General features: G+C 38.1%; 22 protein-coding genes and 1 pseudogene. 8 read left to right on the top strand and 15 right to left on the bottom strand.

Annotation, left to right across the window (positions count from 1 at the left end; genetic code table 11):
- The first annotated feature begins 142 nt into the window (after positions 1-142).
- The 7 genes from AC0KVP_RS16270 to AC0KVP_RS16300 all read left to right on the top strand — a co-directional run bounded on the left by AC0KVP_RS16270 (position 143) and on the right by AC0KVP_RS16300 (position 8,298).
- On the top strand, positions 143-844 hold the full coding sequence (locus AC0KVP_RS16270; RefSeq protein ID WP_058951837.1) for an IS1 family transposase: 702 nt from the start codon (positions 143-145) through the stop codon (positions 842-844).
- Positions 845-858: 14 nt separating this feature from the next.
- Complete coding sequence (locus tag AC0KVP_RS16275; protein WP_473337915.1) at positions 859-1,953, top strand: Tn7-like element transposition protein TnsE; 1,095 nt, start codon at positions 859-861, stop codon at positions 1,951-1,953.
- Between the two features lie 180 nt (positions 1,954-2,133).
- A protein-coding gene (locus AC0KVP_RS16280) for an IS5 family transposase (protein WP_473337918.1) occupies positions 2,134-2,885 on the top strand; the annotation gives its coding sequence in 2 pieces (ribosomal slippage) (positions 2,134-2,470 and positions 2,470-2,885; 753 coding nt in all).
- 391 nt (positions 2,886-3,276) lie between these two features.
- The gene (locus tag AC0KVP_RS16285; RefSeq protein ID WP_473337920.1) at positions 3,277-4,965 is read left to right on the top strand and encodes a hypothetical protein; all 1,689 of its coding nucleotides are present in this window, start codon (positions 3,277-3,279) and stop codon (positions 4,963-4,965) included.
- A gap of 53 nt (positions 4,966-5,018) precedes the next feature.
- Positions 5,019-6,122 carry a hypothetical protein gene (locus AC0KVP_RS16290; RefSeq protein ID WP_473337923.1) on the top strand — a complete coding sequence of 368 codons (1,104 nt, stop codon included), beginning with the start codon at positions 5,019-5,021 and terminating at the stop codon, positions 6,120-6,122.
- 158 nt (positions 6,123-6,280) lie between these two features.
- Positions 6,281-7,657 carry a phosphohexomutase domain-containing protein gene (locus AC0KVP_RS16295; RefSeq protein WP_473337925.1) on the top strand — a complete coding sequence of 459 codons (1,377 nt, stop codon included), beginning with the start codon at positions 6,281-6,283 and terminating at the stop codon, positions 7,655-7,657.
- A gap of 335 nt (positions 7,658-7,992) precedes the next feature.
- On the top strand, positions 7,993-8,298 hold the full coding sequence (locus tag AC0KVP_RS16300) for an IS630 transposase-related protein (RefSeq protein ID WP_473337928.1): 306 nt from the start codon (positions 7,993-7,995) through the stop codon (positions 8,296-8,298).
- A gap of 203 nt (positions 8,299-8,501) precedes the next feature.
- Here AC0KVP_RS16300 and AC0KVP_RS16305 read toward each other — a convergent pair.
- From AC0KVP_RS16305 to AC0KVP_RS16330, 6 genes and pseudogenes are all read right to left on the bottom strand, one after another.
- A pseudogene (locus AC0KVP_RS16305) lies at positions 8,502-9,165 on the bottom strand (IS1595 family transposase).
- A 265-nt stretch (positions 9,166-9,430) separates the two neighbouring features.
- Positions 9,431-10,450 (bottom strand): UDP-glucose 4-epimerase GalE, encoded by a 1,020-nt coding sequence (galE, locus tag AC0KVP_RS16310; protein ID WP_473337931.1) that lies wholly within the window; start codon positions 10,448-10,450, stop codon positions 9,431-9,433.
- 1 nt (position 10,451) lies between these two features.
- A complete protein-coding gene (gene pgi / locus AC0KVP_RS16315) occupies positions 10,452-12,110 on the bottom strand; it encodes a glucose-6-phosphate isomerase (RefSeq protein ID WP_473337934.1) in 1,659 nt (552 codons plus the stop codon).
- Positions 12,110-13,366, bottom strand: a complete 1,257-nt coding sequence (locus tag AC0KVP_RS16320) for a nucleotide sugar dehydrogenase (RefSeq protein ID WP_473337938.1) — start codon at positions 13,364-13,366, stop codon at positions 12,110-12,112. Before AC0KVP_RS16320 ends, pgi begins: the two co-directional genes overlap by 1 nt.
- Before the next feature lie 26 nt (positions 13,367-13,392).
- Positions 13,393-14,268: a UTP--glucose-1-phosphate uridylyltransferase GalU gene (galU, locus tag AC0KVP_RS16325; RefSeq protein ID WP_473337940.1), complete on the bottom strand. Its 876-nt coding sequence runs from the start codon at positions 14,266-14,268 to the stop codon at positions 13,393-13,395.
- Positions 14,269-14,367: 99 nt separating this feature from the next.
- The gene (locus AC0KVP_RS16330) at positions 14,368-15,732 is read right to left on the bottom strand and encodes an undecaprenyl-phosphate glucose phosphotransferase (RefSeq protein ID WP_473337943.1); all 1,365 of its coding nucleotides are present in this window, start codon (positions 15,730-15,732) and stop codon (positions 14,368-14,370) included.
- Positions 15,733-16,037: 305 nt separating this feature from the next.
- Here AC0KVP_RS16330 and AC0KVP_RS16335 point away from each other — a divergent pair, with 305 nt between their 5' ends.
- Complete coding sequence (locus AC0KVP_RS16335; RefSeq protein WP_473337947.1) at positions 16,038-17,465, top strand: mannose-1-phosphate guanylyltransferase/mannose-6-phosphate isomerase; 1,428 nt, start codon at positions 16,038-16,040, stop codon at positions 17,463-17,465.
- Between the two features lie 39 nt (positions 17,466-17,504).
- Here AC0KVP_RS16335 and AC0KVP_RS16340 read toward each other — a convergent pair whose 3' ends face one another.
- The 9 genes from AC0KVP_RS16340 to AC0KVP_RS16380 are packed head-to-tail and all read right to left on the bottom strand — an operon-like array spanning position 17,505 to position 26,985.
- Complete coding sequence (locus tag AC0KVP_RS16340) at positions 17,505-18,740, bottom strand: WcaI family glycosyltransferase (protein ID WP_473337951.1); 1,236 nt, start codon at positions 18,738-18,740, stop codon at positions 17,505-17,507.
- On the bottom strand, positions 18,741-19,667 hold the full coding sequence (locus tag AC0KVP_RS16345) for a glycosyltransferase family 2 protein (protein ID WP_473337955.1): 927 nt from the start codon (positions 19,665-19,667) through the stop codon (positions 18,741-18,743).
- Positions 19,654-20,235, bottom strand: a complete 582-nt coding sequence (locus AC0KVP_RS16350) for an LbetaH domain-containing protein (RefSeq protein ID WP_473337957.1) — start codon at positions 20,233-20,235, stop codon at positions 19,654-19,656. The genes AC0KVP_RS16345 and AC0KVP_RS16350 overlap by 14 nt, the downstream gene beginning before the upstream one ends.
- Positions 20,235-21,413, bottom strand: coding sequence for a glycosyltransferase (locus AC0KVP_RS16355; protein WP_473337959.1), 1,179 nt, complete (start codon positions 21,411-21,413; stop codon positions 20,235-20,237). Before AC0KVP_RS16355 ends, AC0KVP_RS16350 begins: the two co-directional genes overlap by 1 nt.
- A 4-nt stretch (positions 21,414-21,417) precedes the next feature.
- Positions 21,418-22,551: a glycosyltransferase family 4 protein gene (locus tag AC0KVP_RS16360; RefSeq protein ID WP_473337961.1), complete on the bottom strand. Its 1,134-nt coding sequence runs from the start codon at positions 22,549-22,551 to the stop codon at positions 21,418-21,420.
- A complete protein-coding gene (locus tag AC0KVP_RS16365; RefSeq protein ID WP_473337963.1) occupies positions 22,541-23,599 on the bottom strand; it encodes a CgeB family protein in 1,059 nt (352 codons plus the stop codon). The genes AC0KVP_RS16360 and AC0KVP_RS16365 overlap by 11 nt, the downstream gene beginning before the upstream one ends.
- A 21-nt stretch (positions 23,600-23,620) precedes the next feature.
- On the bottom strand, positions 23,621-24,487 hold the full coding sequence (locus AC0KVP_RS16370; RefSeq protein WP_473337965.1) for a glycosyltransferase family 32 protein: 867 nt from the start codon (positions 24,485-24,487) through the stop codon (positions 23,621-23,623).
- A 5-nt stretch (positions 24,488-24,492) separates the two neighbouring features.
- Positions 24,493-25,635: a glycosyltransferase family 4 protein gene (locus tag AC0KVP_RS16375; RefSeq protein WP_473337967.1), complete on the bottom strand. Its 1,143-nt coding sequence runs from the start codon at positions 25,633-25,635 to the stop codon at positions 24,493-24,495.
- Between the two features lie 6 nt (positions 25,636-25,641).
- The gene (locus tag AC0KVP_RS16380; protein WP_473337969.1) at positions 25,642-26,985 is read right to left on the bottom strand and encodes a lipopolysaccharide biosynthesis protein; all 1,344 of its coding nucleotides are present in this window, start codon (positions 26,983-26,985) and stop codon (positions 25,642-25,644) included.
- Position 26,986: the final 1 nt, after the last annotated feature.

The following is a 26,986-nucleotide window of genomic DNA, read 5'->3' on the forward strand; positions in this document are numbered from 1 at the left end:
CAACAAAATAAAACACTTACATATAACACAGTATGGTACTTTATTGCTTTTATATAATAATAAAATAAGATAATAAAAAATTTGGGCGGTGTTTCAAAAAGTATGCTGAAAAAAACAATATGGCTTTTGATAAAATAGAGGTATGAAAATAACGCTACAAATCAAATGTCCTACCTGTCTAAGTAACAATATAAAGAGAAATGGCATCAAAGTAGATGGGAAACAAAACCATCAGTGCAAAGATTGCAAACGTCAGTTTATTGGTGATCATGCATTAAGCTATCAAGGGTGTAACTCAGGTATTACCGGCAAGATATTACATTTAATGGTCAGAGGAAGCGGTGTAAGAGATATTGCTGAAGTCGAGCGTATCAGCATTGGCAAGGTATTACGAACCTTAAGTGAATCGATCTATCAGATTCAGCCTAAACAAAGCCACTACGAATGTCTTGAAGTCGATGAACTTTGGACTTTTGTAGGGAATAAGCAAAATAAACAATGGCTTATTTATGCCTACCATCGAGAATCTGGAGAAATTATTGCTTATGTTTGGGGTAAGCGGGATTTAGCAACGGTTCAACGTCTTAAAGCTAGACTTAAAAAGCTTGGGGTTCAATATGCTCGAATTGCGAGTGATCACTGGGATAGTTTTATCACAGCATTTCAATGTTGCAAGCAAGTGATCGGTAAGTTTTTTACCGTCGGTATTGAAGGTAACAATTGTAGAATTCGTCATCGAATTAGGCGTGGATTTAGGAGAAGTTGCAACTTTTCTAAAAAGCTCGAAAATCATTTTAAAGCCTTTGATTTGACTTTCTTTTACCTTAATAACGGATTTGTTTAACGCCAGCATACTTTTTGAAACACCACCGGATTTTAATCAATCCTGAAATCAGAAGAAGCTATGAAAGCATTGCTACTCATTTTTTTAATGAAAAAATACAAGGCAAAAATAAAGAATGGTGGTATTTCAATTTCGATCCCCCTTCTTTAGAAAATGTAGAAATAACTGTTAAAGCCTATTATTCTAAAAAATTGGATCAAATTTATATCAATGAAATTGTAGAGATTAAAGGATTAGAATCGAACTTACCAAAGCGGATTGATTTTTCTAGTCCGCGATTTACTCAAAATAAAAGCACGTCGTCTACAGGAAAATCTGGCACTTACTCAAACCTACAAGAGCCCGAATCTCCAGAAATTGATGATAGTCAAGAAGCTAATAGTGATCGTAAAATCCTTACTTTGCCTAGCTCTCCTGTATTGCTCAGCTTTTCCGATCCAGTTCTCACCCGTAAAATTTATAATAAAAAAAGAGCCAAGAACACATCCTTGCCTTCGCAGGAAGAGGAAATCCAAGACTATGATGCTGTAGGGACCGATGAAGCGACTAGAGTTGGAACAATTGGTCGTGGTGAATTTGAGGGTTTAGAAGATGAGAGTAATAATTTAGATTTGCTTATGGATCGTTTTGAAGCCTTCAGATTCATGATAGAAAGGTTTATTGAGCAAAATAATATTAAGGCGGCAACCTCAAAAATCTATAAACTTCCTAGATTGCAGCGATCTAAACTCCACATGACTTTGGATGGAAATAAGCGCTCTCTAATGATTTATAGGTTGGATAAGCTATTCGATCACAATTTCATAATCTTTGAAATTGATGTCACAGATAATGTGAAAAAACTTTCAACCCTAGTTCTCTGCTTAAAGGATATGAAAGAATTTGATGAGACATCAATTGAAACAATGATGAAAAAAATTATGCAGCGTTCACTCAGATGGCCGACCTTAAAATATTTTGCAGACTATGGTTTGGCAAAAACCTTACATCATCCTAAAAATCTAAATGAACTTAATGAATCAAGTCATGAGTTCGAACTATGGGTTGAACGATTCGATAAAATAATAAAGGGATTACTTCAGAAATTAGAAAAGAATGAGAAAGTGTAAGGATTACCATTAGAGAATTATATTGCTGAAGAAGCCTTCAATAGTAGGTTTGTGCAGCAAAGCCCTGGAGATGAAAAAAGAATATTTCTATCTTGGCGATCAAAGCTGACGAGCAAGCCGAATTATTACTAGGGCTTGTTGAGAATTAACAAAGGCTACTGATTAATTTATAATAGTACTATGGATAGATACATACTTACTGATGCCCAATGGGCAAAAATGGAACCTTTTTGCCTAGGTAAAGTGACCGATCGAGGTCGTAGTGGAAAAGATAATCGATTATTTTTAGAAGCAGTCCTATGGATTGCCCGTACAGGCAGTCCATGGCGTGATCTACCTGCTCATTTTGGTAAATGGAATACCGTCTTTAAAAGATACCGTGATTGGGTGAAAGCTGGTGTATTTGAAACTATTTTTGCATCTGTAAATGAAGATGTTGATTTGGAATACGCCATGATTGATGGAACGATTGTTAAAGTTCATCGACATGGCCAAGGTGCAAAAGGGGGACTTTCAAACAGTCTATAGGTAAATCTCGAGGTGGAATGACCTGTAAAATTCTTGCCTTAGTGCATAGTCTAGGCAACCTCATTAAGTTTCGATTAATGCCTGGTCAATATCACGATTTAGTAGAAACCAAACCTTTAATTGAGGATGTTGATTTTCAAGCATTACTAGCGGATAAAGCATTTGATGCAGATTGGCTCATCCAAGAACTCAATGAACGTAAAGTGAAAGTGGTGATCCCACCCAAATCTAATCGAAAAGTAATGAGAGCCTTTGATACGATTATGTATAAATGGCGTCATCTCATTGAAAACTATTTCTGTAAGTTAAAAGAATTTAAACGTATAGCGATGCGTAGTTGTAAAACAGATACGAGTTTTGAAGCCATGATTCAATTGTGCGCGAGTTTAATTAACTCTCGGTAATTCTCAACAGACCCTAGAAAAAGAATTAACTCAATTCAATAAAGTAATTCTTGCTCAGTCTCTCAGTTGGCTTAAAAAGTTTCTATCTCAAGTGAGAGGTATTACGATGTTTACCACAGCCAATAATTGGTCAAAAAAGGAATAGACGGAAAAATTTAATTATTATACTGACTGGGCTCAACGTATTTTAGAAAAGGGAAAATCAATGATACAAACTAAATACATCGTTACATATTGAATAGACAAAAATGAGTTAATTTTACTCAATTTTCTTTATAATCTTTTAGCATAATCAATGTTTTAGTCATTCGCTTATTATACATTTTCATTTAAAATTCGTACTATTTACAACGTAACAAAACTAGAAACTCACTTTCTTTCGAGGCAAAATATGTTAAAACATTCTCTTAAACTTACAGCGCTTGCGGCTGCAACTTCTTTACTTCTGAGTGCGTGTGGGGGAAGCAGTAGTGGTGGTGGTTCTAATTCACCGGCACCGACGATCAAAGGTCTTGCAGTTGATGGACCTCTAGCAGGCGCAACAGTTACTTTTGTAGACTGTAATAATGCTCAAGTAGAAACTGATAACGAGGGTAACTTCACTTTCCCACAAGACTGTACATCAAGTGAATTAACCGTAACTGGCGGTATTGACACAGCGACTGATTTACCCTTTACTGGCGAAATTAAAGCGCCACAACGTGCTCCAAATGAACAAAATCTGATTGTAGTTTCACCAATTACTACACTCATTCAGGCAAGTATTGATGCAGGTGCTAGCCCTGCTGAAGCAACTCAGCAAATTGCTGCCGCTTTGAATTTATCAGGCGTAGATTTATTATCCGTTGATCCGATGAAGAATCAGGAAGTCTATGCCAAAACAGTTGCAGTACAGCAAATGGTCGAACAGATTCAAGCAGTTGTTGCTTCTCTAGGCGGTAGCACTACTCAAGCAGAGTTAAATAGAGCAGCATTTACTGCATTACAAGAAGCACTTTCCGATTCAGACGAAGACTTGACTAGCACAGCTACAATCACAGCTGCAATTTCTGCAACTGTAGAAGCCGTAAAAGATGATTTGTCATTAGATATTCAAAACAATTTAGCAAATGTACAGACTAACTTGGCAGCTTTAAGTGCGGAGGTTATTTCAAGTAATGTTCAATCTGTAGAAATAGCGATTCTAGATGTACCTGCTGAGACCTTCAATGCAGGTACCGAAAGTATTAAAAATGAAACTCAAGCTGCAGTTACTGAAGCGAAAGAGTCTGTTGCTGCAGAAAAAATTGTCACTATCTTGGCACCTGTCCTTACTCAAGCACCGACTCAAGTTGAAGAATCATTGAAGGCAATCAGTACAGCAGTTGCTAATCCAAGTGCTCCAACATCTAATGAAGACATTGCGAGTGCAATTACGCAGATTCAAACTAACGTTCCAACAGTTATTCTTCCACCTACAACAACTGAAGCTGTTCAAAACGCCAATGAGTTCTATGCAGACTATTTAGAATTAAATGGCTTTAATGTACAAGGTGATGACCAAACGATTACAGTACTCAATGGTTCACTCACCAACCCGATTCAAGTACAAAGTTTAAATAACCTTTTGGTGGGTATTACTTCTAACGGTACATATGCAACAACGGCTAACCCAATTGTTGCTGCTGCGGCATTACACATTAGCACTGGCACTAAAACATTAACGATCTCTGCAAATCAGTTAAATCTTAACTTTACTGGAGGTACATTAACTGCAGCTAGCATTCCAGCAGGCACAGTGATTAAGGTTGATTCCACAATCAATAGCCTAAAAACCACTTTCACTGTAAATGCTGCGCAAAATGTACTGAATAACGGTAAAATTGCACTCAATACAACCACCTTAGGTTCATTATCAGCATCTTTAGCAACTCAGCTCAACAGCTTTAGCTTAAAAGGTGATACTGTCACTGTAACTGCAGTTATCAAAGCCTCACCAGTGATCGCTATTAATAATGGTAAGCCTGCTCTTGCATCTAAATACACTTTAGGTACAACTGATGGATCAGGTGTATCTGCTAAATTTAAAGTAACCCAATAAGCAAGAAAAATGAGCTGCTGAGAAGCAGCTCTTTTTTATCATCTGGAAAAAACATGAAAAAAATATCCACTATTCTGGGATTATTTTTAGGCAGTGCCTCTGTAAGCTATGCTGCCCCAAATGACCTGTATCTAAGTGCGAAAAACTTCAATTCACCTCATAATTCTGCTCTTGATCTCGATCTTGCCATCGATGCTGTGAATGACAGAATTGATATCTTTGATATGCGTGAAAGTGAAGGCATTAGCGATAAATCAGCGGGTGATTATCAGGGTTTTCATCTATCTGGCCAATATGAGCTCAATCCTCAATGGTCCATTGAAGGAACTTACTGGCACCGTGAAATTGAATACAGTCAGGATACGAATGAAATTGAGAGTGCGTTATTGGCTGTTCGCTATAGCCCAGCACTCCCATTGAAAAAGAATGATGCTCTCAGTTTCCGTGCTAGCGTCTGGGGTAACACGGCTGATACGCTATCGAAATCCACCCCGACACAGGTCAATCAGCAAGTATTTAATCAAGTTCAGGTGCATAATCCGGAAGACTTACAGCTACAACTTGATGCCATCTTCTCGCGTAAACTGGATCCGATGAATCAGCTGAATGCTTTTGCCAGTGTGGGTTATAGTAAAGTTAAAGTCAGTAATATTGATATCCAGGCCACACTCGCAGGCTGTTTAATGGATATTTCAGTTAATGGTAATAATCAATATTCAGGCCAGTTAGCTGCTCCTTGTTCCAATGAAAATATTACGGTCAATGATTTGTATAAACAGGGCAATGCCAATGAATTTGGTTTTGATATCGAGAAAGACCTAAGTTACGATGCCTATTATGCCAATCTCGGGGGTTCATGGAACTGGCGCTATCGTCAGTTCGAAAGCCAGCTGGCTTATCAATACCAGCGCTTGTGGCGTAACGATATCGATGATCGTGTGAGTAATTTTGGCAACTCCCCGATCAAGGATAATCATACTTTGGGTGCCAAATTCAGCTATGACTTTAGCCCGCACGTAACCGGGTTTATCGAAGGTCAGGTGTTCCAGCGCAATTTTGTTGGTGATATTCCCTTCCTCTATAATGGTGTTACCGCTTCACGTTTAGACAAACGTTATGGTTTAGCCTCAGTGGGGATCACCCTACACAGTTTCTAAACTGCCTTTAGTGATAGGGTTATAGCCAGCCTGATTTTAAACCCAAAAGCCTCTGTAATTTTTTTATGGGGGTTTTTGTTTTTTAATCTTGCCACATTATCTTTATACTATTTCAATAACTTAAAATTTACCTTATTTGAGGAATTCCGAGAGATCATATGAATAAACTGACCTGTTTCAAAGCCTATGATATTCGTGGCAAACTCGGCACTGAACTGAATGAAGAGATTGCCTATAAAATTGGTCGTGCTTACGGACAGATCTACCAACCGAAAACCGTGGTGATTGGCTGTGACATCCGCCTCAGCAGTGAAGCCTTAAAGCAGGCCACGATCCGCGGCTTAAATGATGCCGGTGTCAATGTACTCGACTTAGGTATGACCGGAACTGAAGAAATCTATTTCGCGGCTTTCCACTTGGATGTCCAGGGTGGTATTGAAGTTACTGCCAGCCATAATCCGATGGATTATAATGGCATGAAACTGGTGCGTGAAAATTCCCGCCCGATCAGTGCAGATACCGGTCTGAAAGACATTCAGGCCTTGGCAGAATCGGGTCAGTTCATTGAAGTTAGCCAAAAAGGTCATACGGAAAAATATAATATCCTGCCAGAATTTATCGATCACCTGATGACCTATATCGATCCGGCAAAAATCCGCCCAATGAAACTGGTGATGAATGCTGGTAATGGGGCCGCAGGTCATGTGGTGGATGCGCTTGAACACAAGTTTCAACAGCTACAGATCCCGGTTGAATTTGTCAAAATTCACAATGAGGCCGATGGTAACTTCCCAAATGGGATCCCGAATCCAATTCTGGTTGAAAATCGTGATAGCACCCGTAATGCTGTCATTCAGTATAGTGCGGATATGGGCATTGCCTGGGATGGCGACTTTGACCGCTGCTTCCTGTTCGATGAAAAAGGGCAGTTCATTGAAGGCTATTATATTGTCGGCCTTCTGGCGCAGGCATTCCTACTGAAGCAGCCTGGTGAAAAAATTGTCCATGACCCGCGTCTGGTCTGGAATACGCTGGATGTGGTGGAGCAGTATCAGGGAATTACCGTCCAATCAAAATCAGGGCATGCCTTCATTAAAGATGTCATGCGTGAACATAATGCGGCTTATGGCGGGGAAATGAGTGCCCATCACTATTTCCGTGATTTTGCTTACTGTGATAGCGGCATGATTCCATGGTTATTGGCTATGGCGGTACTGTCTGAAACAGGAAAATCCTTATCTTCTCTTGTGGAAGAAATGATCGCCAAGTTCCCATGTTCAGGTGAAATTAATTTTAAAGTGGCCGATACCCAAGCAACCATCCAAAAACTTTTCGATCATTATGCCGATCAAAAACCAGACATTGACCAGACGGATGGAGTCAGTTTGGATTTTGGTGCATGGCGTTTTAATGTGCGTGCATCCAATACTGAACCTTTACTGCGTTTGAATATTGAAAGCCGTCGTGACCAGAATCCACGACCAATGCAGGACTATGTGGATGAGCTGACAAAGCTGATCCAGGGCGAAGCTTAAATACTCAAAAAAAACTTGAAACCAGTGCCCTTTAAACCAGAGAAAAGACTCCAGTTTTTAGGGTACTGTTCCGGCCTGAAATTCTTATAGAAAATGTTTTTCGAGTATATCCACTGTGATATCTGTATTCATTTTCCGCGCAAACAGCATGCCTGACTGCTTCATTTTATCAAAATCAGATTCATCTAAAGTTCTGGGATAATCTGGCCCGGAATCCCAGTCAATATATCTTAGTCCTGTTTCACAATCCTTTATTCTATGCTGGGTACGATAGATGCGTTGCTGAAAATGGGAATTATATAGTCAAATCATTATAAAACCAATACAATGGTGCAATGAGTTATTCAGAACATTTTAGACGTAAAATTTTAGCTAAGCTTGAGGAAGGTTATTCTATTCGAGAGGTAGCTGCACAATTTGAAATTAATAAAAATACCATTGTTGAATGGAAGAAACGTATAGAGATTAAAAAAACTCGTGTACGTAAACCTTCTAAAATTAACGATGATGCTTTACGTGAAGATGTTGAAAAGTATCCTGATGCTTATCAATATGAACGCGCTGCACGTTTTAATTGTGGTGTTTCATCTATTAGTGCTGCATTAAAGCGCTTAAATATTACAGTTAAAAAAAGACGTTAAGCCATCCTAAAGCAGATACGAAGCTTAGGGATAAATTTATTCAGCAAGTGAATGAATTAGAAAAAAACCACCCGATTATTTATCTGGATGAAAGTGGTTTTAAGTCACATGATTACAGACCTCATGGCTACTCACGAAAAGGAGTACCCTGTCTAGGGCAATATAATTGGCAAGGCTCTAGACTAGCAGATTTACATTTAATTTTACCTAATGAGGTTCCACAACTCTGTTGCTAACTCATTAGGCTCCCTCATCCAACGCCATTCTGTTTCTTTAAGATGATAATCAAAGTACTCTTTTGATATACCGTTGAACTTTGCTAGCCTTCTTTTACAAAAGCTCCAGAATGATTCTATTCCATTTATATGACATTGTCCTCTGGCAAATTCATTCGCTCCATGATTTACTCTAAAATGCTTTGAGTAACCAACATCTACCAAACCATTGTATCCACGCCAACCATCACTATAAATTACACTTTCAAGTGCAACTTTACCTAAGATAACTTGTTGTAATGTAGTCTTTTTACAATCAGGGACTATTTCTGTATAAACTCGACCATTCCTTTCAAATATTCCAAATACAGGTTGTTTTAAAGTACCTCGACCTCGCTTCAACTTCCCATGAAAACCACGTTGTCTTTTTGCTCCAAAATAGCTCTCATCAATTTCAATAGAACCTACAAACTTTGCTCTTAAATCTGTTTGATGATCGTAGATTGCTTCTCTAAAAAGCATGTACCAATAAGTTGATGGTATTACAGTTCAAGTTAAGCAATAAGGCCGTTTTAGAAGCAGGAATATCAATGCAAAAGCACTGAATAATTTTTTTAATCTTATAGTGACTTAATTTACTGTTTTCTATCATGATTCTAGACTAACATATCTATTCTGATAGTCTAGAGCCTAACATAACCTCGATTTGGCTATAGCTGCCCCATCGTACATCTGTCCGGTCTGCTAAAAAATATACCTGATCATGCTGTCCGAATTGAGTATGAAATGGGCAAGGTCGGCTTTCTGATCGACATGAATGAGAATAATACTATGAGGACTTTTCAGCAGCTCATTCACCAGAAAAACCAGTGAATGGGTAAGTTGATGACAAATGACCCCATAAATAAAATTCATATCTATGATCCATATCCTTTAGGATTCTGCTTCTGCCATTTCCAGCTATCGGCGAGCATATCCTCCAAGCCATATTTAGCTGCCCAGCCTAGTTCCTTTACAGCGCGTGTATTGTCTGAAAAACAGGTCGCCACATCGCCTTCACGACGTGGTACAAACTCAAATGGAATAGCAACCCCATTCACCTGCTCAAAGGTATTCTTGACTTGCAGGACTGAAATGCCATTGCCAGTACCAATATTCCAGGCCCGGCAACCTTGGGAGGCCAGACGGTTATTCAAGGCACATAAATGTGCATTGGCTAGATCCACCACATGAATATAGTCCCGCACTCCGGTACCATCGACCGTATCGTAATCATGACCAAAAATAGATAGTTTTTCACGACGTCCCACAGCCACCTGAGTCACATAAGGCATCAAGTTGTTGGGAATCCCTTGTGGATCTTCCCCAATCTGGCCACTTTTATGCGCACCGACCGGATTAAAATAACGCAATAATGCAATCGACCAGCGTTCATCAGACACAGCCAGCTTTTCCAGTAGCTGCTCTACGACCAGTTTGGTATAGCCATAGTTATTGGTCGGCATTCCGGTAGGCATCTCTTCATTTAAAGGTGAAGTATTATTTTCACCATAAACAGTAGCCGAAGAGCTGAAGACCAATTTGAATACCTGTGCGCGCTGCATCGCCTGCACCAGACTGAGGGAGCCAGCAATATTATTGTCAAAATAGGCCAAAGGAATCTGCTGGCTTTCTCCCACCGCTTTCAGCCCGGCAAAATGAATCACCGCATCAATCGAATTTTCTTGAAAGACCTGATCCAGTAACTGGCTATCGCGGATATCGCCTTCGACAAAGCTCAGGCTTTTCTGGGTCAGCTGCTGCACACGATTTAAAGATTCAGCCGAGCTATTGCACAGATTATCCAGCACGATGACTTCATGTCCGGCATTCAGCAATTCTACACAGGTATGTGAACCAATATAGCCTGCCCCGCCTGTGACCAGAATTTTCGCCATTTTACTTTCCTAATAGAACTTTAATTAAACCTTGGGTTGAACTATCCAGACCCTGCAGATCGGTCTGTTCGCCATTCAGGATTGGCAATAGCTGGTTGGCAATTTCCTTGCCTTTTTCCACGCCCCACTGGTCGAACGGGTTGATATTCCACAGCACAGACTGGACAAATACCTTATGCTCATAGAGTGCAATAAGCATACCTAAACTGTATGGATTGAGCTCTTGTAGCAACAGTGTACTGCTTGGCTGATTGCCTTCATACTGCTTATAGGCCAGCAAGCTCGCCAATTCAGTTTGATCCAGCGCTTCATTACCAAAAGCCAGTAAACGAGATTGCGCCAGACAGTTGGACAGGGCCAAATGATGCTGTTCCACCAGCGCCTCGGCACTGTCTGCATATGTATATTGCTGGCTGTTATAGCGCTTTACCGGTGCAATAAAGTCACAGCTGACCGACTGGGTACCCTGATGCAAGAGCTGGTAGAAGGCATGCTGGGCATTCGGCCCCACTTCGCCCCAGATGATCGGACAGGTATCTAGCTGGACTTTCTCGCCATTGCGCTGGATCGACTTGCCGTTGGATTCCATTTCCAGCTGTTGCAAGTAGGAAGCAAAATATTTCAGCCGGCCATCATAAGGCAGAATTGCATGGGTCTGAATATCCAGAAAATTGGTATTCCAGGCTCCCAACAATCCCATCAATACCGGAATATTGCGTTCAAAAGGCTGGTACTGAAAATGCTGGTCAACGGCATAGGCGCCAGCCAGCAACTGCTTGAAGCCTTCAATCCCGATACTCAAGGCAATTGGCAGTCCGATACAGGACCAAAGTGAATAACGCCCGCCAACCCAGTCCCAGAGCAGCAACTGGTTTTCCGGTGCAATTCCCCATATGGTCATTTTTTGCGCTTTGGTCGATACCCCAATAAAATGATGCTTAAGAATATAAGGATGTTGACCTAAGGCCTTTTCCAGCCACAAGCGTACCGTCTGGGCATTGGTCAGGGTATCAATGGTGCCGAAGGATTTGGAGGAAATAATAAACAGTGTCGTTTCCGGACGCAGCTGATGCAACAGCTCGGACAGCTGACTGCCATCCATGGTCGAAACAAAATGTACGTTGAGTCGCTGGGCAGACTGGTATTTAAAATCAGATAAAGCATGTGTGACCATCAAGGGGCCAAGGTCTGATCCCCCTACCCCGATATTGACCACATCCTGAATCACTTCACCTGTGGCACCGCGACGCTGCCCGGCATGAATTTGTTCCACTAGCGCATACATCCGTTCCAGCTGGGCATGCACATCAGCTGCCAGATCAGCATGCTGTTGATCCTGTTTGGGCAAGCGCAGTGCCCAGTGCATAGCAGCACGCTGCTCGGTATAGTTAATTTCCTGATTAGAAAATAGGGAGCTAATCCAGGATCTTAGGTTCTGTGCATCAGCCCATTCAATCAGTCCTTGCAGCACATGTTTATTGATTCTATGTTTGCTATAGTCAAAGAGCAGCTGCTCAAACTGAATGGAATACTGGTTAAAGCGCTCCGGGTCCGCAGCAAACAGTTCCCGTAGATGCTCCGATTGCAGTTGTTCTTTGTTCGAGGCGAGTTTCTGACACACAGTTTCAGTATCGAGATTTGGATTAATCTGGCTCAACATTAACGTCCCACCCCAATATAATTAAAACCACGTGTCTTGATATAAGTCGGATCATACAGATTACGTCCGTCCAGAATCAGGGGATGCTGCATCAGCTTGATTAAATATGGATAATCAGGACTGCCATACTGTTTCCAGGCCGTGATCAGACACAAGGCATGCGCGCCTTCCACCGCCTGATACTGGTCTGTACACAGGATCAAATCTTGCCGTTGTCCATAGACTTTTTCAACATTCGCCATTGCCTGAGGATCATGCAGTTTAACCATCACCCCTTGCGCCCATAAGGCGGTCAGCATGGCATGTACCGGAGACTGCTGGATACTCGGGGTGTTTTCTTTAAAGGCTGCACCCCAGATCGCAATGACCTTGCCTTTTAAGTCCCCGCGGAAATAGTTCCAAAGTTTACGGAACAGCAATTCCTTTTGTTGTTCGTTAATGTCCCAGACCTGTTCCAGCAGCTGGTTTTTTACCCCTGAATCTGCCACAGCATGCGTGAGAGTACGGATATCATGGGAGAAATTCTCTCCACCAAAACCGACACCGGGAAACAAATAGGCGGAACCAATCCGGTTATCTGCAGCCATACCTTGGCGTACCTGCTCGATATCGATGCCGAGTTTTTCTGCCACACTGGCCAGATCGTTCATATAACTGATTCGAGTGGCCAGCATGCCGGAAATACTCAGTTTGGTAAATTCGGCATCCAGAACCGGCATAAACAGATACTGCTGCGCGCGTGGAAAAAGAGGACGTAAGAGTTCTTTGATTTTTGGCTGTATATCTGCATGATCACAGCCCACAATCAGCTGGTTGGCCTGAACAAAACTCCGCAATGCATTGCCTTCCTGAATAATATCCGGCAGATAGATCCAGTCGTCATTTGGTAACAGTTGCTGAAAGCGCTGCGTGCCATGCAAGCCAAAGGTCGAGGCATTAATCATTAGTTTGGGATGGGCAAAACAGGCATGCCGGATGGCCTCTAGCATCTGGAACGCCTGCGGTTCTTCAGTCGCATTAAAACTGAAGAAAAACACATCCTGATTGAAATCCAGATGCTGAAAATCACAGCAGTTTAAAAAACCAGATTTTTCCTGTTTTTGCAGTAACTGTTGTAGAGATTCATCCTGGAAATAGCTCCGAGCAGACTCCTCTGTACTAAAGCTATTACACCAGACCACCTGATGACCGCATTCAGATAACAGGGCCGACATCACCCCAGAAAATAAGGTTTTTCCTAAAACTGCGACTTTCATAATATTCCTTTCTTATTATTTTTTGATTATAAAGCAAGTTCCTGAATCAAGGCTTTAAACTCGGCACCAAGTTTAGGATGATCAACACCATAATGTAAAACTGCTTTTAAATAACCGAGCTTGCTGCCACAGTCAAAGGTCTGGCCTTTCATGCGATAGGCTTCCACAGCTTCGGTTTGCTGCAACATGGCAATGGCATCGGTGAGCTGGATTTCATTACCGGCGCCAAGTGGTGTCTTTTCCAGCAACTGCATGATTTTGGCAGGCAGAATATAACGACCTACCACAGACAGATTCGAAGGTGCAGTGCCGACTGCCGGTTTCTCGACAATGCCTTGCATCACAATGCTGTTACCCTCTAAAGGTGATTCCGCCACATCAACAATGCCGTACTGATCGACCATGGCATCATGCACCGCTTCCACCATGATTTGTGAGGCTTTGGATGCGTTAAAACGCTGAATCATACGTGCCAGGTCATTTTCCGGATCCTGATCCTTGACCAGCACATCCGGCAATAACACCGCAAAATCATCCTCGCCAATCACCGCTTTGGCACACAGTACCGCATGCCCCAGACCTAAAGGCTGTGGCTGACGTACACTAATCACGCTGACACCGGCAGGCAGAATTTCAGTAATTTCTTTCAGCAAGTCAATTTTGTTTTTTTGTGCAAGGGTGGTTTCCAGCTCAAAGTTACGATCAAAATAATTTTCAATGGATGCCTTAGAAGAATGGGTCACCAGAATAATCTGCTCAATCCCGGCAGCGACTGCTTCACGCACCACATATTCAATCGCCGGGCGATCCACCACGGTGACCATTTCTTTGGGAATGGCTTTACTGGCCGGTAAAAAACGAGTGCCCAGACCAGCCACAGGGAGAATTGCTTTTTTGATCATATTAAATCACACCATTATTGTTTCAAATTTAGCACACTGCATGATATTAAGGCTCTCTCAATAAAGCCATTATCATAATACAACATAAGCTTAAACTATTTAGTATGCAGCTTTATGAATAAACCCATGAAAAATTGTGAGAAAAATAATTCTTAAGTCCAACCAAAGACTCCATTTACGAATATATTCCAAATCACATTCAATCCGTTTTTCCATTTTATTTAAAGTATCCGTTTCACCGCGCCAGCCTTTAATTTGGGCTAAACCAGTAATACCTGGTTTGACTTTATGTCGGAGCATATAGCCTGAAATCAATGGTCGATATTCTTCATTATGTGCGATTGCATGCGGTCTAGGTCCGACAACAGACATATTGCCAATCATCACATTAAAAAACTGCGGCAATTCGTCTAAAGATGTTCTACGCAGAAAACGACCCACCGAGGTTACACGAGGATCATTTTTGACCGCTTGTTTAACTTCCGCCCCATTTTCCATCACCGCCATTGTTCTGAACTTATACACCAAAATAGGCTTTCCATTTAAACCATAACGTAATTGTTTAAAGAATACAGGACCTTTGGAGTTCAGTTTAATGGCGACAGCGATAACAAGTAAAATAGGAGCGATGAGCACTAAAATAATAGATGCGACACAAATATCTTCAACTCGTTTTAAAAAGTTGTTGATACCATGAATCCTAGAGTCAAATAACGGAATGATGGGCGTACCATTGATCTCCTCAATTCGAGTGTATAATAAATTAATATCAAAAAAGTCGGGTACAACAACGGTAGAACATGTGGTATCTGCTAAAATATTTAATAAATCATCAACTTGCTGCAAGTTATCTTTATCCATTACGATATAGACTTTTTGGATATCACTTTTTCTAATTTTATTTTTAATATCTATTGTATTACCATTGAATACTGTTGTGTCATATGCCGTTTTAAATGAGTATAAACCTACAGGACTATAACCTGTCCATTTTGAAGCCGTTAAATCATCGAATAATTTTTTGGCCTTAAATGAGTCACCTATGACTATAAGCTTCTTGCTTATACTAAATAACTGAAAAAACAAAGAATAAGCAAGTCGAATAAAAATTCGAAACATCGACATTAAAATAACAAGGCTAACAAAAAACTGTATTACCAAGCTCCAAGTTAAATTAATAAAGAATAGTGCAATACATGCCACTAGAATCACACTTAAAGCCGTATTTTTTAAACAAGAAATAAGCTCATACTTAAGCTCTATCCCACGCCAGGATCGATAAAAGTCTGTTAAACCAGCAATTAACTGGAATATACAAATCATCCCCAACAATGTGTGAAGTGTATAGTTATTGAGCGCAATGTTATTGAAAATACAAACAATAGATAAAGCAAGATAAATTGCAATTACATCACAAAATCTTTGGAAAATTGAGACATAAGATGCATGTAATCTGGAAGCCATCTTCGACCTTTTTTAAGTTATAAAGATAGATTTTCAAAGTAAAACTTAATCGTATTATTTTAAAGTGGGCCAACCTGGACGGATTAAATATCCAGCAAAAATTACTAAGAGGCCACCCTTAAAATAGTGCCAATTATTACACAAAATTTACTTTTTTATTTCAAAATAAATTTTTAATTTTTAACATAAAAATAATGATTTTTTTGACTTGAGGCCGGGAAATTAAGCTATTGAATAAATTTATTATACTATTTAAATCACATACAATACCAACCTAAGTTTAAAAAAGTAATTCGAGATCTCACATGATTCCTATAATTTTATCCGGTGGTTCAGGCACCCGACTTTGGCCTCTTTCGCGCTCTAGCTATCCCAAGCAGTTTTTACCGATCACGCAAGAACAAACTTTATTTCAACTGACCTTAGAACGCGTTTCGAATCTAAATCAGTCCTTGGTCAATTTTCAAAATCCAATCATTGTTACCAATGAAAATCATCGCTTTATTGTCGCGGAACAACTTAGACAACAAAAAGTCACTGCTAAAATTTTACTAGAACCTGTTGCTAAAAATACGGCTCCGGCCATAGCCGCTGCTGCAGAATTGGCTCTTTCTTATGGTGAAGATCCTGTTTTGCTTATCTTGGCTGCCGATCACGTGATTCAACAGCAAGAGGCTTTTAACCAATCCATTGAAATCGGTCTGGCAGCAGCAGAAGCCGGGCAACTGGTCACCTTTGGTGTAGTTCCTAGCTCACCAGAAACAGGTTATGGATATATCAAAGCAGCAGGCATGGTTCAAAAGGATCAAGCCATTCAAGCTTATCCGGTGGAAAAATTTGTTGAAAAACCAGATGTAAAAACGGCTCAAAGCTATTTAGATGCAGGATCGTATCTATGGAATAGTGGCATGTTTATGTTTAAAGCTTCTGTCTATTTACAAGAACTGGAAAAATATAACCCTGCTATTGTTAAAAGTGCCAAAGATTCGGTCAGTAACAGTAAAAACGACCTCGATTTTGTACGTTTAGATAAAGAGAGTTTTGAACAATCGCCAGAAGACTCGATTGACTATGCAGTTATGGAAAAAACCGACAAAGCTGTGGTTGTACCATTAAATGCCAACTGGAGTGATGTCGGGGCATGGAAAAGCGTTTGGGAAGTCAGTGCCAAAGATGAAAACGGCAATGTATTGCGTGGCGATACAATTGTTGAGAGCACAACCAATACATTGGTTCATGCCGAACACCGTTTAGTCAGCGTACTTGGGCTAGATGACGTGGTTGTCATTGAAACCTCGGATGCCGTTTTGGTTGCCAACAAAAATAAAGTACAAGACATTAAAAAGATTGTGGAACAATTGAAAAAGACGCATCGTTCTGAGGTGGATCAGCATCGTAAGGTATATCGCCCTTGGGGCAGCTACGACTCTATTAACAATGGCAGCCGCTATCAGGTGAAGTGCATTGTAGTGAATCCAGGTCAGAAGCTGTCTTTGCAGATGCATCATCACCGTGCGGAGCACTGGATTGTGGTCAATGGGACAGCCAAAGTTCGTAAAGGCGATGAAACGGTATTGCTGACTGAAAACCAGTCGATTTATATTCCGCTGGGAGAAACCCATGCTCTGGAAAACCCTGGCAAAGTTCCATTAGAACTCATTGAGGTTCAATCTGGTTCTTATTTGGGAGAGGATGATATTGTGCGTTTTGAAGATGTGTATGGACGTGTCTAAAAAATAAGAAATAAGCGGCTGATATAGCCGCTTATTTTTTTATGTAAATATAAGATTTTTTAAATCCTGTTCAAATTTCCTCAATATTTGGTCTTTACTTAATTTATTCTCAGCATATTGTCTACCGTTTTTCCCGTAGCGTTGTCGGTTTTCTGAATCCTGCGATAACTGCATAATGGCTTCTGCCAAAGCTAAAGCATTTTCAGGTGGAACAATTAAGCCACATTTTACATCTTCTGTAATCACATAACCCAGTTCAGTATCAGCCGTTGCTGTGGCAATCACACTTTTCCCACTGGCTAACATACCAGTAAGTTTAGAAGGCATCACCAAATCAGCAGCATCAGCACGTTGTGGTAATAGATGAATATCTGCCAAACCTAAAAGCTCGCTTAAACGCTCTAAAGGTTGTAAGTCTAAAAACATGACATTAGGTAAATCTAAACATGCAGCTTCTAGTTCAGCACGACCCGCCCCATTCCCACAAAAGACAAATTGAATATTTTGAATCTGCTTTTGTTGAATGATTGTGGCTGTTTCAGCCAAAATTTCTAAGCCCTGTTTACCCCCCATATTTCCAGAGTAAAGTGCGATAATTTTTTCGTTGGAAATACCTAATTCTGCGCGATAAGGACTTATGTGTTCTAAGGGTTGAATAGCTGAAATATCAACCCAATTGGGGAAAGATACAATTTTTGCTTCATCTATGCCTTTATGTTTAGCTAACTTCAGCATCTGACCTGAAATAGTTGATACTCGGTCAAAGCATCGCATTAACCAACGCTCACATGCTTCCACAAAACCACGTAGCCATTTTGCTTTAATCAAGCCCATATCAAAGGCAGCATTCACTTCATAATCTTGTACATGTAACCAAGATTTTGCCCCTTTCAGTTTGGCAAAAGCAACTGCAGCAGGCGCACACATCAATGGGGGTTCCACTACCCAGACAACATCGGGCTTCCATGACCATTGCTTGAATAATATTGGCAAACTGCTCAGAGCAAAAGAAGCTAAATGAATGAGTCGTTTTACACCGCTTGGTTGTGCTGGCACCCATAGCGGTGTACGAAATACAGTGACACCCTGCCATTGTTCTGTGACATATTCATTTTTATAGTCTGCACTGACTTTCCAAGCAGGATAATAGGGTGGTGCTGTAATCACTCGTACATCATGACCTTGTTCGGCAAACCACTGTGCCATTTCCCCTGTGTATTTACCAATACCAGTTAGCTCAGGAGAAAAGTTGATACCATAAAATAATATTTTCATTTATTTGTCTGTCAGTTTATGTCCAGTTAAACGTGATATTTCTTCTAAAATCTGTTGTTTATCTGTCATTCCTTCAATCGCTTTTTCAAGCTCCATGATTTTTGCGCCTACTAGAAATCGATACCAATAACCTTGTAAAAAGTGATATACCAATCCAGAGCGACCATCCAAAAAGCCTAGTTGGAAAATATAGCGATAGAGAAAGTAAGCCAATGCAGCTAAGGTAAATGGAATTTTGTTATATACTTTTTCCTTTGCAATACGTTTAATAGATGCTTGAAATGATGCACTCTCAGTATTCAAAGATTCATCCCTAGGAAAAAGATTAAGTTTCTGATTCAACACATCTATTGCTTCACGCGTTGCATATTTATTATGTTTATCTGTAAAAAATGTTAGATCGTTTAAATTATGGTCTGCAAAGCCACCATTAAAAGTTACTGTTTCACCGCCTGAAATAACCATATGTTCATCCATCCAACGGTCTTCAATTCGGCCATGACCAGTTCGCCAAATACGTAGTAATACTAATGGAAAACGCCCGCCATGCTTAATCCAACGATCCATAAATATATGCTTTCTTTTTAGATTCACCCCAACTATATTTTCAGGTAAAAGATATAATTTTTCCTGGATTTCTTGTTGCAAGTCTTCTTCTATAATTTCGTCAGCATCCAATCTCATTATCCATCTGGATTTGATGGGTAAATTATCTAGTGCCCATTGAAACTGCTTAGCTTGATTAACAAATTTATTATAAAAAACCTGAACACCATGTTTTTCTACCAACTCAACTGTTCTATCCGTTGAACCTGAGTCAACCACATATATTTCAGATGCTATGCTTTTTATAGAGTTTAAGGCTCTTTCAATATGAATTTCTTCATTGTAAGTGAGCAGTACTACCGCTAAATCACTTTGATGCATCTTTAACAACTCGCATTTTGATTAAGGTTGCAGGATTTCCTGCATACACTCCACTCTTAACGGTATCTTTAAACACAACACCACATGCTCCAATCACAGAGTATTCAGCAATTTTTACACCAGGTCCTACAAATGTATTTGCAGCAATCCATGCCCCTTCCCCGATAAAAATAGGTTTAGTAATTAATTGAAATCTTGGATCACTAATATCATGGGTGCCGCCACAAAGCGTACTATACTGACTCACAATTGCGTTCTTAGCGATATGTACAGTATTCATATTGTAGCAATTCACATAAGGCGCCAAACAAGCATGCTCCTCCATGATTAAATTTGCGGGATACCAAACTGTGACTGAACCATAAATATGAGCTGTTGGATGTACTTTCGCACCAAATAGATTTAATAAAAATACACGCCAACGATGCAACGGTGCAGGAGTCCAGGAAGCAAATAATGCCCATACAATTCCCCATACTAAACGTATCAATCTATGGCTTAACGAAAAAGATGCAGCGCCCTTAAATGGATCTTCAGTCTCTGATGCTTTTAAAGGTGAAGTATTCATCACTTTCTAACTCCTGATTTAATCGCTTTTTTTAGAGCATCTGTTAAATCTTCAGCAGCCGCCTTAACTGTAAAATTTTCAATATAAACTTTACGAGCAGAAAGTGACATTTGACGTCTATGTTCAATACTCATATTTTCCCATTTCGCAATGACTGAAGTAGCACCATCAACAGTATCCGAATCGACAATACCAGCACCGCCTTTTTCAATTTCACGCCAAATATTAATTTGATTTGATATAAGCACAGCCTTTCCATAAGCCAAAGCTTCCGCGACAGCAATTCCAAAATTTTCTTGGTGGGATGTTAAAACAAAGGCTTCTGCCTCCCTAAAAGCTCCTGACTTTGCAGCACCTTTTAACATTCCAACCCAATGTACACGATTTGAAATACCTAATTTTTTTGCTAAATTCTTTAAACGATCAATTAAATCATCATGGCAAGGGCCTGCCATAACCAATTGTAATTCAGGACGCTTCACTGCTTTAGCAAAGCCTTCTAATAACAAATCACAACCTTTTTTCTCATGAATACGACTTAAATACAAAAAATACGGCTGACCATTTAAATTTGGAACACACTTAAGAAATACAACTTTATCTTCTACATTTGCAGCAGGAACATCTGCTGCCGCATACGCAACAACTCTAGGATTATATCGGTATCCCCAAAACACACCATGAGCTAGTCTTTTTTCTTCTTCACTAGTGAATAAAACCTCTGAGGCATCTCTGAGAGCTCTGCCTTGCACTAGCCAAAATAGCTGTTTTAACCAGTGCTTGAGTGGATATGTTTTTTTAAACCAAGGATCCATCATGCCATGTGTAAATAAAACATAAGGTAAACCTGACTTTACGCAACCTTGCCAGCCGCCAACAGCCCCATGATTCCATAAGCCATGAATTACTGCTGCATCAAAACGATGTGCGTTCTCTACTATCCATTGCGCCAGTTTAGGTGTATAGCCATATTTTTTAGGTGTAGGACCGACACCATGTACTTTACATGGAAATTCATTTAGAAAAGATGCATTCACATCATCTAAAGTAACAACTTCAATATGCTGCCCTTGCGTCAAACGATATTGTACCGATTGCGTCAAACCTTCAACAGGTCCGCCAGTTTCTTTAGCAACAGAAGCAATAATATGCAAAACCCGCAGGTTAGGCCAATCCATAAGATTATTTCCCATTCTTCACATCATTTAACAGGTGATCTAAATTATCGATAAAATTTGTCATCAAATAGGTTTGTATTACTTTTTCTCGACCTGCTTTACCCATTTTTTCTGCTTTATCTGGGTGCTGTAGAATATCAATGATTTTATCTGCTAATTGATCTATATTTGCATGATGAATGGCAAAACCATCTACTCCATCAGCAATTACTTCATGTGAAGCATCTTCTGTACCACATATCACAGGAATACTACGCAACCATGCTTCTAAAAATACGATACCGAACCCTTCTTTCTCAGATGGCATCACAAATACAGATGCTTCAGCATAAGATTGAGCTAACACTTCATCACTTACACGTCCTGTAAACTCTACCGCATGATTGACGTCTAATGATTTTGCTAATTCTTCCAAGTTAGTTCTTAAAACACCATCCCCAACGATCCGATATTTTGCATTTGGAATTTTTTCTAAAACCTGCGGTAAGGCTTTTAAAACGCTATCATGATGTTTACCAGTTTCATTCGCAGATAATCTTGAAACAGTAAGTAATAACGGATTTTTTTCTTTTTTCTCAATTTGTGAATAATCGACTAAAGAATCTACTGCATTCGGAAATACGATAAATTTTTCAAGTGGAACATGAAAGGTAGCAGACATTTTTTTCGCAGTAAAATTAGAAACGGAAGCTATCCGATTAACAAAACGAATTAAAAATGGATCCCATTTTTTCACTTTACGTGAATTAACACCCCATACATCTACACCATGTACAAATAGTATGACTTTAATTTTAGGATTGATAAGCTTGGAAAGAAAAGCCATGGGTAATAAATTGACATGACCTAATAACAGTAGGTCAGTATTTCGACATTCTTTTACTAATGCTCTTAAAAATTCCGACTTGCTCTGACCACAAGCTTTAAAAATAACACGCTCTTGACGATCTTTTACATGTTCAGGCTCATCTCCTTTTAAGATAACAATAGGCTGAGTCCAATTGTACTTTTGGGATAATTCAGATAAGGCACTGACCACACGACGATTAAACTGTTGTAAACCACCAACCAATGAATAGCTCTCTAAGGCCACAAAAGTGATTTTTTTCTGTTTTTGTGAAACTATATTATTCATCATTAAAATCACTAAGAATAACGTTTAAAATTTTTTGAAGAGTTTCTTTATTTGAATAACCAGCGATCAAGCATTTATTATAACCTGCCAATCTGATACTTTCTCTAATAACATCGTTATTTAAATAAAAAATACATTTTTGATATAATTCTTCATTAGAAGAAAAAAACTCTGCTTCGACACCTTCTTCAAATAAATTTTGATGTTCACTTGTTCGTTCAGCCAACATAAATCCACCTGATGCAGGTATTTCAATAGAACGAGTAGTTTGCTGATCAAAATTCATCTTTCTTAAAAAACATAAATTGATTTTGAATGCACCTAATGCTTTTGAGTATTCTTCAGAAAATAATCCTTTATCTTCAATACACAAATTTGGAAATTTATTTTTATACTGTAACCATTTCCCTGCACCCCAAACACGAATATCTAGACCTTTTTCTGCTAAATAAAGTATGGCATTTGCACGATCCGCTTCCCACATCCCAATAAAACCAATTTCACCACCAAGATTAACTCTATCATTATAAGAGATACTTCTAGGAAAATGAAAACTAGGTTCAAAAGCATTATTCACAAAATAAACTCTTTTTGCGCCTAATTTCTTTAAGTCATTTATTGCATAAGATTTAGTCGTAATATAAGCATCATAAAAAGGTAAAGAGGCTAAAAAATCTGCACTTTGATTATGTTTTTGAGTCATTTCATCAGGTGAGTAACCAATAATGATAGTATTAGAACTATATGATTTAATAAATTTTAATGTTTCAGATTTAATAGCAATACCTTTATCAATCCAAATAACATCATAATATTTTTGCTTTATTTTTTTAATAATTTTTTGATTTATTTCATCGACACCAAAAAATGGTAAATTAATACCATAATTAAATAATTTATTAACAACTCGATTTAGAACAGTAAATTCAAAATAACTATCAACCGTATCTACTTGATTGTTAAAAATTTCACATAACGCTTTATGACGATGTAAGGCTGTATTTGCTTCGCCATAGTTTGAAATATTTGCAATAGATAATAATCGGATCACTTTAAAACCTTATCTGTAACTTTATTTCAAAAAACATTTAATTTTTTTCTTAAAATAAATGGGCATCAACTGCTTTAAAAAAGCAAAAAAATAATTCAAAAGAATTGCTAATTTTATATAAAAATTAAATAAAAAAAATTTTATTTTATTTTTTGGAAAAATTACAATTTCTTTTATTTTAGAGTAATGATTTAAAATTTTTGTATGACATTGAGAATTATCCAATGCATTGTAAACAAGGTAAAAATCTTTATCAAACCTTGAAAATCTATACTGATACTGGTTTAATAATGGATGAATTGCTAAAGTATAAGCAATAGGCCCTGTAACATTTAGCACCCCCATTTTACCATATCCAGACAAGCCATATTTCCACGGAGCATAATTCTCAATATTATTCAAAACATTATCAATAACCTTTTTCAAAAAAGGAGATTTAGGCTCTGCAATTAAATACCATTGCTGGTACTCACCACCTTGGATAAACTTCAATTCTTTGTAGTTCAAACCAAAACCTTCATGTGGTTGCCCATGTAAATTTTGCCATTGAGAAATAAAATATCGGTCATCATCAGAAATCAACTGATCAAATGGAACACTACATGAGCTTTTTATATCTAAATAAATACCCCCTTCATTATATACAACTAAGTATCTAAAAAAATCGGCTTTAGCTGCACCATATAAAGGATTAATACTTAGAAATGCTTCGAGAAACCTTCTTGAAAAGTTCCTTTCGATGTAATTGATTATATCATTATCATCATAAAACCTATATTCATATTCTGGATTAGTGTTTTTCAATTTTTCAACTACTCTACCTATCTCTACAGGAAGTTTCCTTGTGAAATAGGTTTGATGTATGATTTTTGGTATCTTCCGAATCATCACTATTATCCTATATTGTTAATAAAATCAGCATATCTTTTTCCATAATCGTCCCAAGTAAAGCCTTTTTCTACGCGTTTCTGAACATCCTGTGACATTTTCACTAATTTCTCAGGGCTCTTATACAATTCTAAAAGTACTTCTTTTAACTTTTCAACATCACGAATTGGAATAACGTAGCCTTCTTTACCTTGCTCAGAAATTAAATCTGAACCTCCAGTATTAGTGGAAATAATTAATGGTAACCCACATGCCATTGCTTGCGGCTGTACCATAGCAAGCCCTTCCTGAACGGACATTAATACAAATACTGAACCTTGTGAATAATACCGGTAAAGCTCATTTTGAGGCTTATGTCCTAAAAAATGTACATTTGGATTTTTATACTGACTCAACCATTCTTTCATATCATCATTTATGCTACCTAAATGCCAGATTTCTGCATTATCTAAGTTGAGTTGATCAAAAGCTTCTAATAAATATTTTGTTCCTTTTTGGATACTTAAATTACCAGAAGTAATAATTCTAAAAACTTGATCTTTTTTATCTATTCTTTTAAAGTTAGTTAAATCAACTCCATAAGGATTAACTATTAATTTTTCTTCCGGCACACCTTGTTCAATAAATGTATTTTTTACAAAAGTTGATGGAATAGAAATATAATCTGCAAGATCATATTCCTGCAATTCACGCTGCCAGGTCTGAAAATTTGGCTCAAACTTTTTTCCATATAATGCATACTCTTCTTTTAATATATTCACTTGATAATTATAATGAGTACTACCACGCTCTAAAATAGTCAACTTACCCATTTTTTTAGCTTCTAGTAAAGCTTCCAAGCTACTCCCACTCCAACCAATAAAAACATCCGATTGATTTATAAATCTTTTATTAGATATAGCTTGCATAGACCCAATAAAATTTTCAGCAGTCTTTTTAAATTTTTTAGGTATTAGTCGATTAATTAACTCAATATACAAATTACTGTGAATTTTTCCTTTAGAAATACCCCACTCTTGGACTTTGAAAGCAGGATAGGTAGTATTTATTTTATATAATAAGTTATATCGATCAAGTTGTTTTGCTAAATCAAATGCATGAAAACGACCTGATACAGAAATTAGAACTTGATAGGGTTTATTTTTCATTACTAATTAACCTTTTCTTAAAACTTTTGAAATATTTTTCAATATAAAAAAATAATCTTTCAAATTTACTCGAATAAAATTATTACTCAGTTTCTTTAAAATAAGGAACATCAAAATATCAAAACATAATATCCCAATTGCCCCACCTACAATACCCCATAAGCTCGCACAAACCCATGTTATACCCACACTAATAATAGCAACAATAACACCAGTAATTGTTAAAGGGTACGGCATATTATTAGCTTCGAAAACAAAAGAATAACTATACCACAATGCATAAAAAATAATACGTATGATCATCAAAACCCAAACAACTGTTGGCACATTTATTTGATGATGGGTCCACCAACCGTATACATAATCACCAAAAAGAATTAAAAACATTGATGCACCTAAAGCTATGACAACATTTATAGCTAACAAATAAATATACAGTTTTTTTGCCTTATTAAGATCTCTTTCAGCTACTGCTAGTTGAAACTCTGGATAAATTGCATTTACAATTACATTAAAAGCTTGTGATGAAGAGTTTACAAGTGTTCTTAAAGTATTAAATAATACCACTGCACTCGGACCTAGAACTATACGAATTATAAAAGTTGTGCCCTGAAAATAAAGAGCTTGCCATAAAGGGCTTAAAAAATAACCAAAACCTTTTTTAAACAAAAATAGAGCTTCATTTTTGTCAAAGTTAGCTTTTTCATACTCTTTAAATTTCAAGAATTTTACTGCTAAGTAAATATAAATAATATTAGTAATGAGTGTAATAATAAAAATTAGTAATGAAAATTCTAAAGCATGAGCGCCAGCAAACAAAATAACAATTGCAAAGCCAACTTTAATAAAAGTAGCAATCGCTTTTAGAAATATTCCTAAATGTGCCTGATGTGCGACACGATAAAAACATTCAAAGATAGCCAAATAAAAGGTAGATACCGCCGAAGAAAACATAAAAAATATTGACCATTTAGCATCATATGCACTTATTTTAAGATCTGAGAACACATCAAAGTAACTTAATATTTCTAATATGATAATACTAAACAGTACAATAAAAAATATACCAATATGCATTACATATAGGCCAGTTTTTACAGTATTTGCTGCTCCTTTCTTATCTTCTGCTCCATATTTTAAAACAAAGGTATTTCCAGTAGCAGTTCCAAATCCTAAATTAGCAAGTGCAAAAAAAGTAGGTAAAATTGTTAAAGTAATCCAGTCACCATAATAATCCACCCCCCAATATAAAATAAAAAAAGGCACGAGCAATAATTGTTCAGTAATCTTTGAAATTTTATCGAGCAAAGAGGCTACACTATTTTTTAAAACCCTTTTTTTAATAGACATA

This window comes from Acinetobacter sp. DL27 (assembly GCF_055810995.1).

What these genes read in the sequence shown, in the direction of transcription:
- AC0KVP_RS16270 (WP_058951837.1), top strand. Translation starts at nt 143, where the DNA reads ATGAAAATAACGCTACAAATCAAATGTCCTACCTGTCTAAGTAACAAT.
- AC0KVP_RS16285 (WP_473337920.1), top strand. Translation starts at nt 3,277, where the DNA reads ATGTTAAAACATTCTCTTAAACTTACAGCGCTTGCGGCTGCAACTTCT.
- AC0KVP_RS16290 (WP_473337923.1), top strand. Translation starts at nt 5,019, where the DNA reads ATGAAAAAAATATCCACTATTCTGGGATTATTTTTAGGCAGTGCCTCT.
- AC0KVP_RS16295 (WP_473337925.1), top strand. Translation starts at nt 6,281, where the DNA reads ATGAATAAACTGACCTGTTTCAAAGCCTATGATATTCGTGGCAAACTC.
- AC0KVP_RS16300 (WP_473337928.1), top strand. Translation starts at nt 7,993, where the DNA reads ATGAGTTATTCAGAACATTTTAGACGTAAAATTTTAGCTAAGCTTGAG.
- galE (WP_473337931.1), bottom strand. Translation starts at nt 10,450, where the DNA reads ATGGCGAAAATTCTGGTCACAGGCGGGGCAGGCTATATTGGTTCACAT.
- pgi (WP_473337934.1), bottom strand. Translation starts at nt 12,110, where the DNA reads ATGTTGAGCCAGATTAATCCAAATCTCGATACTGAAACTGTGTGTCAG.
- AC0KVP_RS16320 (WP_473337938.1), bottom strand. Translation starts at nt 13,366, where the DNA reads ATGAAAGTCGCAGTTTTAGGAAAAACCTTATTTTCTGGGGTGATGTCG.
- galU (WP_473337940.1), bottom strand. Translation starts at nt 14,268, where the DNA reads ATGATCAAAAAAGCAATTCTCCCTGTGGCTGGTCTGGGCACTCGTTTT.
- AC0KVP_RS16330 (WP_473337943.1), bottom strand. Translation starts at nt 15,732, where the DNA reads ATGGCTTCCAGATTACATGCATCTTATGTCTCAATTTTCCAAAGATTT.
- AC0KVP_RS16335 (WP_473337947.1), top strand. Translation starts at nt 16,038, where the DNA reads ATGATTCCTATAATTTTATCCGGTGGTTCAGGCACCCGACTTTGGCCT.
- AC0KVP_RS16340 (WP_473337951.1), bottom strand. Translation starts at nt 18,740, where the DNA reads ATGAAAATATTATTTTATGGTATCAACTTTTCTCCTGAGCTAACTGGT.
- AC0KVP_RS16345 (WP_473337955.1), bottom strand. Translation starts at nt 19,667, where the DNA reads ATGCATCAAAGTGATTTAGCGGTAGTACTGCTCACTTACAATGAAGAA.
- AC0KVP_RS16350 (WP_473337957.1), bottom strand. Translation starts at nt 20,235, where the DNA reads ATGAATACTTCACCTTTAAAAGCATCAGAGACTGAAGATCCATTTAAG.
- AC0KVP_RS16355 (WP_473337959.1), bottom strand. Translation starts at nt 21,413, where the DNA reads ATGGATTGGCCTAACCTGCGGGTTTTGCATATTATTGCTTCTGTTGCT.
- AC0KVP_RS16360 (WP_473337961.1), bottom strand. Translation starts at nt 22,551, where the DNA reads ATGATGAATAATATAGTTTCACAAAAACAGAAAAAAATCACTTTTGTG.
- AC0KVP_RS16370 (WP_473337965.1), bottom strand. Translation starts at nt 24,487, where the DNA reads ATGATTCGGAAGATACCAAAAATCATACATCAAACCTATTTCACAAGG.
- AC0KVP_RS16375 (WP_473337967.1), bottom strand. Translation starts at nt 25,635, where the DNA reads ATGAAAAATAAACCCTATCAAGTTCTAATTTCTGTATCAGGTCGTTTT.
- AC0KVP_RS16380 (WP_473337969.1), bottom strand. Translation starts at nt 26,985, where the DNA reads ATGTCTATTAAAAAAAGGGTTTTAAAAAATAGTGTAGCCTCTTTGCTC.